Here is a 13,300-nt window from a genome sequence, read left to right as displayed (position 1 = left end):
GGCTGCGCGTCATTGCCAGAAAGCGATGTAAGCAATGTGAACGAAAAAACCATGTGCTCGTCAACGGATGACGGAACACATGGTTCGCAATTTTTCAAATCGTAAGGCTAGCGATGGCTTAGCGGACCGTTGCGTTATTCTGCAAGTTGCTGGCCGACGACGCTTCGCTTTGCGTTGCCCCGTTGGTTGAAAACTGGCCCGAAGCACTGGCATCCAACTGAGTCCCAGCTTGAATAGCTTGGGCACGCTCGGTTGCGGTTGCGGCGGTGCTGCTAGCTTGATTCTGTCCTTGAACCATGACTTGTTGCTGTGCCGATGCGAAAGCGTCAAGTTGTGCTTCCATCGCGTCAGCTTGCGTCATCAACTGAGTGTTGGCCGAAGCAATCGCTTGGTCGCGAATCTGAGAAATTTCAGCACGACGTTGACGTGCTGCGACTTCAATCATGCTCGACAAGTCAACGTTAGCGGCCAAAACGCCGACAACTCCTACTTGTCCGCTGCTTTGACCAGACGCTTCAGCTCCGACCTGACCGTTCCAACGAGAAGATTGTGCACCTTCAGCAGATGCACTTTCAACCGCGTCGTTCGATTGGTTTTGTGCTGCTTGCGATGACGCAGCTACGGTGGCTGCGAGGTCCGCTTGAGTAGCAGCAGCGAATCCAGTTGCTGCACCAGATGTCGCATCGGCATGGGCCTGAGTCGTCGATTGAACCACGGCTGCCGTGCGGAGCGGATTGAATTGACCGAAGATGGTGTCGTAGGCGGTCACTTCGGTGGCTGTGATTTGAATCGGGCTGCTTGACGCACCAGCGGCTAGGTTAGCCGACGTTCCGAGGCGGTTTTGCCCCATTTGCGCGTTCGCATCGACATTAACATTGGCGGCCGCATTAATGTTGCTGTTCGCGGCTTGTGACGTAGCCGATGCTGCGGCTGCGTTCCCGGTGGCCTGAACACGAGCGGCGAGCCGTGCAGCTTGATTGGCGGTAGCCTGCAATTGGTTACCCAGTCGTGCTTCCAAGCCGCCGTTGATTTGAGCTTGGATGCGTTGTTGAACTTGGCCCTGCACTTGCGCCTGGACCTGGTTTTGAATCTGGGTTTGCACCTGACTCTGGACTTGCGTTTGCACGCGTTGTTGAACTTGAGCCTGGACTTGTTGCTGCACTCGTTGTTGAGTTTGAGCTTGAGCGGCAGGCAGGATCCCGCCGAGACCTTGCGCGTTGACCGAAGCGGTCATGGTGGTTGCGACAGCGACGCTAGCTACCATTCGAGCAACTCGATTAGTTGGGTTCATCATGCAACTTGACTCCATTATCAATTGGTTTGGGTTGTTCAGACGCTTGCCACTAAGCCGAGGCGATCACAGATTTTGTGAAATTCGACTGGTATTGGGGGGCGACGACTTGTTAACCATGGTTTTGAACGCGACATGCGTTCACATGAATCGGACTGTACCGAAAGTGAAATCTCGTTCGCCAGTGCGATTCTTCGCCAATATTGCAAGAGAGACCCTTGGTTTTCATTCGTCCATCGCGCCTTAATCCCCGTCCACGCCATGTTGCTGCTTGCTTCGTTGCCCTGGTGGCCGCTGTTTTATTGCCAGGAATGTTAACAATCGCATCCGAGCCTAATGGGTCTGCTGCTAGCACGGGCGAAGGTGCTTCTTTGCAAATGACGGACGCGCAGATGAAGATGCTTCAACTCCTTCAGCAACGCGTCGAAGCAAATCCTGGGCATTCCGAAGGTTGGCGCTCCTTGGGGCGACTGCAAAATGCTTTGGGGGATCATCAGGCGGCTCTCGCGTCGTCGATGCGAGCCATCGAACTCGACCCTTTCAACGCGGCAGCTCATTTTGACGTCGGTCAATTACTGAAGGCGCTGGGGCTCAGCGACGAGGCATCAGTCCACTTCAACCAAGTTCACAAGATTGCACCGGCCAGTTCTTATGCGGAAGACCTGAGGGCACAGGGTCATCCAAGTTTGGCACCCGCGACAGCTTCGTTAGGCACGCCACTGGTTCTCAAAAATGATTCCGCCACCGGCAACATGGCGGCGGACTCGCCGTATTCGGCAGTCTCCAGTGCTACCCCTATCGCGCGCGTTGAGGGCGAACAAGCAGTTACGCCGGTTGGTTATCAAATCCAATCGTTTGATGGATCAGACGACTTAGAGCAGCGCTTCTTGCAGCTCGAAAGTGAAGCCGAAAAGCCTTTGAACCGTTTGCGCGTCTTTATCGAAACGGGAGTGCTGTACAATTCCAACGTCACGTTGACGCCTGTCAGCCGCGAATTGGCTCAAAGCGATAGTGGCAGTTTCCAAGCGTTCGCAAGTCCTGACCTCGATTGGAAGTGGATTCGAACAGAGAACAGTCGTTTAGGGCCGATGTTCCGAGGCTACTTCACGGCCAACGAAAGTACGTTCCAAGAATTCAATATGGCTAGCTTTCAGCCGGGAGTCTTTGGCGAACGGGATTTCACCTGGGGATCAAGCGAAGCGATTGGACGACTTGAATACATCTTTTCCAATGATTTCTTCGATGGCGAACAGGTCGACGATCGTCATGCCGTGACGGCCTCGCTGACGGTGATTCGGCCCGATCTTGATGCGATCTATAGTTACCTGACCATCGCCCAGGCAAACTTTCGTGACGACGGGGTAATGCCAAGTCAGACGTCGCTTGACGGCACCACCATCACAGCGGGCACCAGTCGCTTTTTTCAGACCGGCGTCGATCGGCTTCCCATGTGGTCGCTCGGCGTGGATCTCGAATCCGCGGATACCGATGGCGACGACTATCGGTACAAGTCGGTGAACTTACATTCGTCGACCGGATGGAACGTCAGCGAACGTTGGAAGTTCATTCCTACCTGCGGCATCGGGTATCGCGACTACGCTGATTTCAGCGGACCGGTTTCTCGCAACGAATTCTTTTGGCGTGCTCACGGGCGACTGCAATATGCCGTGAGTGATTCGTTCGTGGTCGCGTTGGTCGCGGGACACGACCGTTTCGCGTCTGAAAACGATGACTACGACACTGAACGCACCGAGGGCGGTGTCACTTTGTCGTACACACGATAACCCGCAAGTGTTTGAGTGGGTTCGCGTTCTTGTCGTCGATAGTGAGGCCGAATCACTCGGAAATCCACTGTACCTTTTCGTCGATTGATCCGCGTTTGCTCGTCGGCCAATCGCTTTGGGGGTGTCCGACATAAAACAAGCCAAGCGCTTGGTCTTTAGGTCCTAGTCCAACAAAATCCCGCATCGCTTCGCTCGTTGCTGCGATGTTGGTCGACCAAAATCCGCCCAACCCATGCGCGGCTGCCGTTAGGTGCAAGTTCTGGACAGCGCAAGCGACGGCCATGATCTCGTCCAGTTCGGATATCTTCTCGATCTCTTGGCGTTTCATGCCCACCACGATTACAACCGGCGCAAGCGTCGCACTTTGGCGGATGCCCTCGTACTTGCTTTGCTTGAAGTTATCCGGCGTCGTCAATTCTTTGTACGTGCTCGCGAGGAAGTCGGCCAATCGCAGTCTTGCTGGACCAGTAAACACGAAGAACCGCCATGGTTCGGTCATTCCGTGAGTGGGAGCCCAGTTGGCGTTCTCGAGCATTTCGCGAAGGATCGCATCGTCGACAGCTTGGTCGGAAAACATCGCGGGTTTCACTGTGCGTCGGCAACGGATCACGGCGGTTATCGGATCTGCATTCATTGAAGCAAACTTAGCAAGGAAAAGGAAAGGCGATGAACGGAAATTGGGCGGGCGGATGACCAGGTCAGGATCACTTTGAGGCTCCAGAGTGTATGTTATTTGCTTCTTGTTTCTACCCTGCTAACACAAACGGTGCGATGCAAAGCTTGCTCGGGGGCACGATGTTTCGAAGTAGGGGTGCTTTCGAGTGTGGGTGCTTTCGAGTGAGGGTGCTTCCGAGTGAGGGTGCTTCCGAGTGAGGGTGCTTCCGAGTGAGAGGGCTTCCGAGGGAAATCGCGCAGTGCATTACGGTGATACGATGAGAGTGATGTTGGAATCAAAAGCCTGGATTGCGCTGAGTGTATTGTTTGTCTTAACGCTAGGATCGACCTGCGCTGGGAAGCCGCCCATCACTGCGGGAGAAACCTCGGCGGTGATGAAGGACCTCGATCCATATCTCATCGATGCTCTCTATGGCAGTGACCGCGATGGTCAAACCGGACGGTTCGGGGAAGAGGGTGCTATGGTGGATTTGTTGACCGAACCTGCCTTTGTTGCTTTAGTCGAACAGCACAACTTGAAGCTGTTCAATGGCCCAATGATTGGCGACATTCGACCAACGTCCGCCAAGTTCTGGATCCGCACGGCAGGCGAAGCGGATGTGCAGATACAGATTGGAGACATGACGTCCAACCAGGTCACGACTTCACCAAGCGGGGACTATACGGCGGTCATGACGGTCGATGGGCTCGAGCCTTTCACCGCGTACACTTACACCGTCATGATCGATGGAGAGAAAGTCGAACGCGAATCGTTCACGTTCAAAACTGCGCCCGCGGCGGGGCAACGCGTGTCGTTTGATGTGGCATTTGGTTCGGGTGCTCGGTACGTGCCGAGCAACGAGTACGCTTGGCGTAACATGGCCGAGTCGAATCCTCTGGCTTACTTAGGGTTAGGCGACAATGTTTACATCGACGTCATGAACCGCCGTGGAGCGCAGCGATTGTTTTACTACCGTCGCGGTTTGAGTCCGGCGTGGAGCGAACTAACCAGTAGCGTCGCTATCTACGCAGTGTGGGACGATCATGATATGGCGATAGATGACTCCGCCGGCGGTGCGGGTCTCGATGCACCATGGAAAGTCCCAAACTGGACCGTGTTCCGCCAGAATTGGAACAATCCGTACTACGGAGGAGGCGACAAGGTGCCTGGAACATGGCATTCGTTTTCACTGGGCGATGTTGAATTCTTCATGACGGACGGTCGCTTCTATCGCGAAAAGAAAGACCGAACCATGTTGGGTCCCGATCAGAAGAAGTGGCTCTTGAAGGCTCTGGCCGAATCGAAAGCCAAGTTCAAAGTTCTTGCATCGGGCACCATGTGGTCGGATGGGGCCGACAAAGATGGCAAGGACTCATGGGCTGGCCGTTGGGCTCGAGGTGAACGCAACGAGATTTTTGATTGGATCAACCAGAAGAAGATCAACGGTGTCATTCTCATCTCTGGCGACCGTCATCGTTCCGACATTTGGAAGGTGGATCGACCAGCCGGATACCCGTTGTACGAATTTGTTTCCGCGAAGGTGACCAACGAACACACGCACCAAACATTTCCCAATGCGATTTGGTCTTACAACGAAGGAAACTTTTGGGGGCAGTTGAGCTTCAATCTTCAGCTTAGCGATCCGGTGATGACTTTTCGTTGCGTCGATATCAGCGGTAAAGTGGTGAAGGAGTATCCGCTGAAGTTAAGTGAATTATCGCATCGCTAGCGAGCGTTGCTGATCAGGTGCCGGGAACGACTCGCACGGCGGACACCGTCACGATTCCTTGTTGACGAAGGGCTACGAGACGATCGATTGAAAGTTGAGTCAGCTCGGTGTCAGAAGCGAGTAGCAATCCGCGATTGCCAAAACGTACCGGTTCAGCGAGTTTCATTCCTGGCTTGAGCTGTGAGAACAGCAACGCGTCCTGCTTTCGCACGTTCGCTGGCTTCGCCGCAATCGGTTCCGGATCGCCGGCAGTCTGCGAGACCTTCGTTTCCGAGACCGTCGGTTCCGGAGGCGTCGTTTCCGATGGCGTTGTAGAAATTGACGTTGGCAAATCGTCATTGGTACATTCGACTTGCAAGAGATCGATCTGCGGAGCCGTTGGTTGAGAAGCCATCAGCAACATCGCCAAGTGCACCGAGATATCCTTCAAAATTGAAACGTGCGAATCATCGTAAGTGTCACACTCGGTGCTGCTGAAGAACAACAGTCCGATGGCTCGATCGCGAACGAACAAGGGGCATGTCATCGACGACCTTATGCCCTCTTTGACCATCAACTCAGTGGAACGTGAATTAGGCCGATGCTCTAAGTACTCGGGAAGGTTGTTGAGCACTCGCGGTTGTCGGTACTTTAAGACGACTGATAAGGACGAATGCTTGAGCGATGCGGCGTAACCGGTTCGAAGCAGAACACTGTGTCGCGAACGAGCCCATCTTGCCCGTGCCAACGTTTCGGTTTCGTCCACTTCCGCGTAGCCGATTCGATCATACGGTACGATGTGTTCAAACGCTTCGAAAACAAAGTCGAGCGATTCCTCGAGCGTTGCCCCCGCTACGATTTTCAACGACAGTTCATAGATCGGGTCGACGCATTCTTTCGTCGTGAGTGTAACGCTCATCTTTGATGCCCCAGAAGATATCATGTCCTAGATGGGCGACATCAGAATGTTCAAAATCTTAATGAACGAACGAGAACGCCTATTTATATCTACACCACTCTGTGGGGTGTGCGGTGCCTTTCTTTATTAAGTAGACAATCTTGAAGCCGTATTCGAGCGAACGTATCGCGGGGGCGGTGGCCGAGGTGGGGTCGCAACACTTGTACTGAATGGGGCGAAGTACGATGGACGATCGAAGAACGACAAACGAGGCTTCCATGTTGACGGTTGAGGCGACAAACCAATGAGATTGATATCCAACGCTCTCGCAATTCTTGCGATTGTTATTGCCTCACAAGCGGTGATCCTTGCGGATTCATTTAGCAGTGGTCTACCCAACGTGTTGCTGATCGTGACCGACGACCAGGGTTACGGGGATCTTTCGATTCACGGCAATCCTCACTTAAGCACTCCGCACATTGATGAATTGGCAAAGCAGAGCGTGCGTTTTGATCGGTTCTATGTGAACTCGTTCTGCGCGCCGACTCGAGCTGCGCTGCTGACTGGACGATGGCCACTGCGAACTGGTTGCCACGGAGTCACGCATAATCGCGAGGCAATGAAAACGAGCGAGGTGACCGTAGCTGAACTGCTAGGCGAGGCTGGGTACCGGTCCGCTTGCGTTGGGAAATGGCACAACGGTGAACAGTTTCCCTATACACCAAAAGGTCAAGGCTTTGATGAGGCGTTTGGTTTCAATCACGGGCACGTGAACAACTATTTCAATGCCGAACTGTTTAACGGCCAAACGCCTCAGCCGTCGCAGGGTTACATCAGTGATGTTCTGACGGACGAAGCGATGCGGTTCGTTGCGACCCATAGTACCAGTCCGTTCTTTTGTTACCTGAGCTATAACGCGCCGCACTCTCCTTATCAAGTTCCCGATTCGTACTTTGAAAAGTTCAAGTCATTGGGGTTCGATGATACGCTCTCGTCATACTACGGAATGTGTGAGAACATCGACGACAACGTCGGCCGGCTCTTGCATCGGATCGACGAACTCGGGTTATCCAACGACACCATTGTCTTATTCATGACCGACAATGGTGGAACGGCGGGAGTGGCGACGTACAACGCTGGTATGCGTGGCGGCAAGGCTAGCGTGCATGAAGGTGGAAGTCGTGTGCCGCTGTTCATGCGATGGCCGCGTGCGAATTGGCGGCCGCGAGTTGCGACACCGATTGTTTCACATATCGATATCCTTCCCACGTTGCTAGACCTTTGTGGCATCACGCCGGCGGATGAACTTTCTCTTGATGGCGTATCGTTGCGGCATCTACTGGAAGATCGCGGTGATCATAGCTGGCCTGAACGCACGCTCTTTACTCACAACCCGATCGACGAAACCAACAAGTTTCCGGGGGCGGTGCGTACGCAGCAATACCGTCTCGTCCATTCATCTCGAAAGCATGTCGGCCCAAGCGACGCTAAGGCCAACCGTGCAGGTAAGAACGGCTGGTTGCTCTTCGACATGCAACGTGATCCTGGTGAGACGACCAATATCGCTGATGAGAACCCCAAGGTCGTCGAGGAACTCAGTGGACGTTACGACGAGTGGTTTGCCGATATCTCGCGACACGGACTACAACGTTTTCCGTTGCCGATTGGTCATGACGAACACAATCCAGTCGAACTTCATGCCCCTCAAGCGTTCTTTGATCAGCCGATTCGTTTTTCCAATGGGCCGGGCTACGCACACGAATGGCTGACGGGATGGACAGATCCGAAGGCTCGTATTTGGTTCGACGTCGACGTCGCGGCCGCGGGCAAGTACGAGGTTGAGATCGCGTACGCATGTGATCCTGACGATGCCGGTTCATCCGTTCGGATTTCTGTCGACGATAAGGTTCTCGAGTCCAAAATTCCGGTCGGTTTGGCTCCGCAGATTCCTCTTCCACATCGTGATGAGAAGGGGCGTTCAAAGTATCGCGATCGGGATTGGTGCAAGCTGAAGGTGGGTACGCTCGAACTTTCGAAGGGGCCAACCACACTTTGGATCGAGCCTGTTAATCTAGCCGAGACTCAATTGATGGATTTCAAGCACGTGAGATTGTTCCGCTTGGATGAACCGTAGTCTTAGCTCTGTAGCCCCTGCACCCCAGTCTTCCGGACATAGCGAGATTCTGCTGAGAATTATGTGCTATTGGGGCGGGCTGTTCTATTTAGCGTCGGTCAAGCGGTCGTCCCAATGCGTTGCTCAATGAGGTATAGCGGAAGAAGAGGCTACGGATGGTTGGGCTGAAAACAAAACGGTCTTATCGTTCGTAGACGAAGGGAGGCATGAATCGCAATGAGTAGCTCGGATCGTTCGGCCTAACGTTTTGCATGGGCTAGGGCGTGGTGTTGAGCGAAAAGGAATCCGTTCTACAATCCTGATCCGTTTCCAGGTACGATTCCTCTTCGCTCGTTACTTACCCGCAACAAAGGCCTGACCGATTGGGTGATCTCTCTTCCTGGACCGGATGGCTATTGGCGGCGACGATTGTTCCGCCGCTGTTGATCAGCGCGCTATCGTTGTACCCCGTCCGAAAGTACGCCGGACGACTGGGCCTGATGGCGAAATTTGGTGGCCATAGCACTCACACCAACGTTACTCCGCTTGGCGGCGGCATCGGCATATGGCTTGGCGTGATGGTGACGTTTGCGTTGGGCACGTTAGCGGTTTGGTACCTGAAGGGTTCCAGTGAGTGGCAAGAGCGTTTGCCTGAAGCGATCTCGATCCACTTTAACGGAGTTTGGTCTCGCGTCGCGGATCTTTGGAAGTTGCTTGCCGCTGGCAGCGTTCTCGTTGCGTTGGGCTTTACGGACGATCGTCGCGGCGTGAATGAATGGCTTCGATTAGCAGTCGAGTTCGCGGTGGCAGCTTACGTGGTTTATGGACTAGGTTTGGGGTTCACGGCGTTCATCGAGGTGGCTTGGCTCACCAATTTGTTGTCCATGATTTGGATCGTCGGTCTGATCAACTCGTTCAACATGCTCGACAACATGGACGGTCTTTCCGGCGGCGTGGCGGCGATTATCGCTGCGTCAATGGCGATGGTGATGTTAACGACTCCGGACCCCGGTTCAGCGCGGCCGCAATTATTTGTTGCCGGTTTGTTGCTCGTGGTTTTAGGATCGCTGCTTGGGTTTTTGTTTCACAATCGCCCGCCGGCCAAAATTTTTATGGGTGATGCGGGAAGTTACTTCGTCGGATTCCTGATCGCGGTAAGCATGCTGATGGCAACTTACGCAGGCAATGTTGGCGAACGACCGCACGCGGTACTGGCGCCTTTATGTGTAATGGCGGTGCCGTTCTACGATATGACGACCGTGATCTGGATTCGTATTCGCGAACGTCGCAGTATCTTCAAAGGTGATCGCAGTCACTTTTCTCATCGGTTGGTCGACCTCGGGCTTTCACGCACTCAGGCCGTGCTGACGATCTACCTCGTCACCGGCACATGCGGATTGGCTGCGGTTCTGCTAACACTCGTATCAGTCACGCAAGCGATCATGGTTTTCGGAATCGTGCTTTGCATGTTGTTGTTGGTCATCATTTTGGAATCAACGGGATGGCAAAAAGACGAGTAGTCCGATCTGCCGACGTTGATTCGGTCCAAGTTAAGACCAACGTTCATCTAGATCACCGACAAAACCTGCGTGGACTTGCTAGGCATGTTGCCGCGGGTTGGTTGGGCGGGCTACTTGTATACGTGGCCTATCACACCGGCGATTCCATTGCGGTTGAACAAGGATCGGCGTTGTGGTTAAGTGTGTTTGCGTTTGCGTTTCTTGGTCTTGTAGCCATTAGCGGATGGTCGCCAAATTCGCATGTCGAGAAGGCTAACGTTTCCGGATGGCAAAGCGGTAAGCAATGGTGGTTGTTCGACATCGGTGTTGCGGCACTTGCAGCTTGGATGATGATGGCGGCTTTCGCCAGTTCGAGTGGCAACCTTCGCATGGCAACCAATGAAGCTTGGCTTTGGGTAGCCGCCGCGGCGATCATGGCAGCCGCTCGCCGAGTATTGGCGGACGGTTCGGTTCGTCGCGTCATCTTGGTTCTTGCGGTCGTCATCGCGACAGGATTGGCGGTAGAGGCGATCTATCAGGACTGGATCAGTATCCCTGCATCGCAAGCCGAGTATCGAAGTGACCCGGACCGTGTCCTCAAAGCCGCCGGTGTCGATGCACCGCCCCAATCATCACTGCGAATGGTGTTTGAGAATCGGTTGTTCGATGGTGGCCCCTCAGCGACCTTCGCGTTAGCTAATTCACTCGCAGCGGTGCTGCTGGTGGGAGCGATTGTTTCCTTTGCGGTATTGCGATCAAGCTGGAAGGACCTGACAAGGCTGCAACTTCAGGGGTGGAGTATCGCGTTACTGGGTTGTTTATCTGGTTTGTTAGCAACGCGAAGTAGGTCGGCGTTGGTTGCGATGATCCTGGGTGCTACCGTCGTCTGGGTGCTGTTCTACCGCGGCTCGCTGCGCCGCCGGGCAATCGCAAACGCCTTGCTCGTGTCTGGCGCGGTCGGCGTTGCCCTGGTTCTTGCGTTGGCCGCCTTTGGAAACCCAGAGTGGTTTGATAGTGCGCCGCTATCACTTGAGTTTCGATTGCAGTACTGGCGTTCGACTTGGCAGATGGTGCTCGATCATCCGTTGTTTGGTTGTGGGCCAGGCAACTTTCAGGCGATCTATGATCGTTATCGCGAGGCCAGCACGACGGAACAAATTGCGGATCCTCACAACTTCATTTTCGAGACCCTGGCCAGCGGCGGTCTGGTAGGGCTGGGGATTCTGACTGCGATAGCTGCTTCGGTGGTGCGATCGGTTCGGAAACGTCGTCTTGAAGGTGTGGCAAACGGGTTGGATCCGGATGTAAACTCGCTTACGTCTTCAGGGTATTCAGTGGCTTCGCCGGCCGATTTACCGAGTCAAGAAACGGCGATGTCCGCATCGGTTTGGATCGGATCAGCGATTGCGTTGTTCGGCATTTGGGCATGGGGATGGATCACTCGTCAGACTCCCGATTTCTCAGCGGCAAAGTATGCGATTCCGATTGCGGTTTGGGTGGGTTGGTCCGCAAACTCGTCATTGCGGCAAGTCACGGACGATACCGTGGATCGCATCTTCATCACGGTTCTCTTTGTTGTGCTTTTGCACTTATCCGCAGCAGGTGGTTTTACTGTTCCCGGGGTAGCCATGTTTGTCTGGGTGGGTGTGGCCGCTCTCGCTCGACCACAACAAACGAGTGTCATGTCGAACGAGTCCTCGTTGCCTGTAACGTGTGTCTCGTTGGCCTTGTTGGTTGCACTGATGGTGATGTCTCTGTCGCCGGTATCGAGTCAGCACGCTAACCTTGCAATAGCTGAAGCTGCGATACGAGATCGGATCAATCGAACGGCTAGTGATGCTTTGCAGGCAGCGGTTGATGCCGATCGTTGGGGATTCGAATTACCTCTTTATCAGAGTGAGTTTTTGCGGATGGAGTTGATCCGGACGAACGATGATGCGAATTACCGACAACAATGGGAAACAGCGATTGGTCGCGTGTTAGATCGAGCAGGCGAGAATCCGTCGGTTTATCGCCAGCTCGGGGTGCAACGATTGCACGTCTATCAAGTCTTTGGCAGGCAGGAAGACTTAAATGCGGCGTCGGAATTGATCGCAAAGGCGTACCAGTGGGCTCCCGCAAGCGTCTGGTTGGCGGCGCAATCGGCTGAAATCGCAAGAGAGCAAGGTGATTTGGAATTAGCTCTTGAGTTAGCGGATCGAGCTTCGTCGCTCGCGCAACTCGGTGAGAACCTTGAACGGCAATTGTGGCTGCAGCAAATCTACGTTGCATCGCCGCTCGGCAAGTCGGCGTCATCGCAAGCCGTCCGTGATCAAGCGTTAGCTTTGCTCGATCGATTGAAGTGATCGTCGTTAGGGACGAACGTTTAGCTTGGGATGTCGAGAACGAATCAGTTCGCTCTCGTAGGCGCGGCGAACGGTAACTCGTTTCGCGGGCGAATCTTTCGGGAAGACATGCAGCTCGACCGTAACATCGCCCTGCTCTGCGGTACGCAAATGCTCGGCCAGCGATACGCGATCACTTCCTGACGTATGTTGGGTCAACCGGTCTGACAAATCGACCGCTTCGCCAATGTACAAGTAGCCCGCCTCGGTACGAAACATATAGATCCCCGGCAAATGCGGCACTTCATCGGCTTTCAGCTTGGTGGTCAATTCAGCCAGCGACCAGGTCATCACTTCACGCTGCCAATCGGCGACCTGCAGGACCAATTCAGGTCTCAAAGCTCGTTTCTTTCGAAGCGATAAAACTGATTTGCGAATCGCGTAGGCGTCAATGCCTTTGGCGATCAACGTAACCTCATGCTGAAGTTCCTCTCTCATTTCGGCGTCTGCAAGCAAGGTGTCCATACTCACGCGGTGTCGGTCTGTGACCGCGCGAACGGCTATTTCAGCGATTGCGTCGACGTTCTCGTCTATCCGAGGACTTCGTTTTGTCGCCCGGTAGGTCAGCTTGCCTGCTTTTCTTGCGTTCAGCAAAGACAGAAATACTTCAGCTTCCTGCTCGCGAGCGATTGGCTGATTGAGTTGTTGACCAAGCTCCTTTAGAAAGCCGGCTCGTAAGTCGTCTCGTATCATGACCTCGTCGGTGCTAAACCCGTTTGCTTGATCCGCTAAGACGCGATCGAGCAGTGGACCGGTCAGCTTATCTCCAAGGTTCGACCCAAGTGTATCGGTCGCCCGAACCATAGCCATTGGCAAAGTTAGGCCAAGAATCATCGAAGCGATTACGACGAAAACGGTCGCAATGAAATTCTTGACGCTCAAAGTATTGGGTGACTTCGCGATCACAGAGGATACCGCTACATTGGGAACTAATTGCATTCGTTCCTAGTTTAGCCGAAGTTGTCATT

The 13,300-nt window shown here is 54.0% G+C and carries 9 protein-coding genes; 5 read left to right on the top strand and 4 right to left on the bottom strand.

Annotation, left to right across the window (positions count from 1 at the left end):
• Positions 1 to 118: 118 nt before the first annotated feature.
• Positions 119 to 1,294 carry a hypothetical protein gene (locus tag Pla22_RS18340; RefSeq protein ID WP_207310411.1) on the bottom strand — a complete coding sequence of 392 codons (1,176 nt, stop codon included), beginning with the start codon at positions 1,292 to 1,294 and terminating at the stop codon, positions 119 to 121.
• Between the two features lie 308 nt (positions 1,295 to 1,602).
• Between Pla22_RS18340 and Pla22_RS18335 the strand changes: the two genes are divergently transcribed.
• Positions 1,603 to 3,075, top strand: a complete 1,473-nt coding sequence (locus Pla22_RS18335; protein WP_146516607.1) for a tetratricopeptide repeat protein — start codon at positions 1,603 to 1,605, stop codon at positions 3,073 to 3,075.
• A gap of 52 nt (positions 3,076 to 3,127) precedes the next feature.
• On the opposite strand, the gene Pla22_RS18330 is transcribed toward Pla22_RS18335, so the two are convergent.
• Complete coding sequence (locus tag Pla22_RS18330) at positions 3,128 to 3,709, bottom strand: nitroreductase family protein (protein ID WP_146516204.1); 582 nt, start codon at positions 3,707 to 3,709, stop codon at positions 3,128 to 3,130.
• A 307-nt stretch (positions 3,710 to 4,016) separates the two neighbouring features.
• Between Pla22_RS18330 and Pla22_RS18325 the strand changes: the two genes are divergently transcribed.
• Positions 4,017 to 5,459, top strand: coding sequence for an alkaline phosphatase D family protein (locus Pla22_RS18325; RefSeq protein ID WP_242632148.1), 1,443 nt, complete (start codon positions 4,017 to 4,019; stop codon positions 5,457 to 5,459).
• A gap of 13 nt (positions 5,460 to 5,472) precedes the next feature.
• Here the strand turns inward: Pla22_RS18325 and Pla22_RS18320 are convergent, their stop codons facing one another.
• The gene (locus tag Pla22_RS18320) at positions 5,473 to 6,357 is read right to left on the bottom strand and encodes a GAF domain-containing protein (RefSeq protein ID WP_165440736.1); all 885 of its coding nucleotides are present in this window, start codon (positions 6,355 to 6,357) and stop codon (positions 5,473 to 5,475) included.
• 283 nt (positions 6,358 to 6,640) lie between these two features.
• Here Pla22_RS18320 and Pla22_RS18315 point away from each other — a divergent pair, with 283 nt between their 5' ends.
• From Pla22_RS18315 to Pla22_RS18305, 3 genes are all read left to right on the top strand, one after another.
• Positions 6,641 to 8,470, top strand: coding sequence for an arylsulfatase (locus Pla22_RS18315; protein WP_146516202.1), 1,830 nt, complete (start codon positions 6,641 to 6,643; stop codon positions 8,468 to 8,470).
• A gap of 362 nt (positions 8,471 to 8,832) precedes the next feature.
• A complete protein-coding gene (locus tag Pla22_RS18310; RefSeq protein WP_242632147.1) occupies positions 8,833 to 9,969 on the top strand; it encodes an MraY family glycosyltransferase in 1,137 nt (378 codons plus the stop codon).
• Positions 9,951 to 12,293 (top strand): O-antigen ligase family protein, encoded by a 2,343-nt coding sequence (locus tag Pla22_RS18305; RefSeq protein ID WP_146516201.1) that lies wholly within the window; start codon positions 9,951 to 9,953, stop codon positions 12,291 to 12,293. The genes Pla22_RS18310 and Pla22_RS18305 overlap by 19 nt, the downstream gene beginning before the upstream one ends.
• A gap of 6 nt (positions 12,294 to 12,299) precedes the next feature.
• Here the strand turns inward: Pla22_RS18305 and Pla22_RS18300 are convergent, their stop codons facing one another.
• Positions 12,300 to 13,271 (bottom strand): GIY-YIG nuclease family protein, encoded by a 972-nt coding sequence (locus tag Pla22_RS18300; RefSeq protein ID WP_146516200.1) that lies wholly within the window; start codon positions 13,269 to 13,271, stop codon positions 12,300 to 12,302.
• Positions 13,272 to 13,300: the final 29 nt, after the last annotated feature.

Origin of the sequence: Rubripirellula amarantea (assembly GCF_007859865.1) — a bacterium.
Classification (GTDB): Bacteria; Planctomycetota; Planctomycetia; order Pirellulales; family Pirellulaceae; genus Rubripirellula; species Rubripirellula amarantea.
This window is presented reverse-complemented; position numbering and strand designations above follow the sequence as displayed.

Coding starts and splice junctions, on each gene's coding strand:
- Pla22_RS18340 (WP_207310411.1), bottom strand. CDS start 1,294: ATGATGAACCCAACTAATCGAGTTGCTCGAATGGTAGCTAGCGTCGCT.
- Pla22_RS18335 (WP_146516607.1), top strand. CDS start 1,603: ATGTTAACAATCGCATCCGAGCCTAATGGGTCTGCTGCTAGCACGGGC.
- Pla22_RS18330 (WP_146516204.1), bottom strand. CDS start 3,709: ATGAATGCAGATCCGATAACCGCCGTGATCCGTTGCCGACGCACAGTG.
- Pla22_RS18325 (WP_242632148.1), top strand. CDS start 4,017: ATGTTGGAATCAAAAGCCTGGATTGCGCTGAGTGTATTGTTTGTCTTA.
- Pla22_RS18320 (WP_165440736.1), bottom strand. CDS start 6,357: ATGAGCGTTACACTCACGACGAAAGAATGCGTCGACCCGATCTATGAA.
- Pla22_RS18315 (WP_146516202.1), top strand. CDS start 6,641: ATGAGATTGATATCCAACGCTCTCGCAATTCTTGCGATTGTTATTGCC.
- Pla22_RS18305 (WP_146516201.1), top strand. CDS start 9,951: ATGGCAAAAAGACGAGTAGTCCGATCTGCCGACGTTGATTCGGTCCAA.
- Pla22_RS18300 (WP_146516200.1), bottom strand. CDS start 13,271: ATGCAATTAGTTCCCAATGTAGCGGTATCCTCTGTGATCGCGAAGTCA.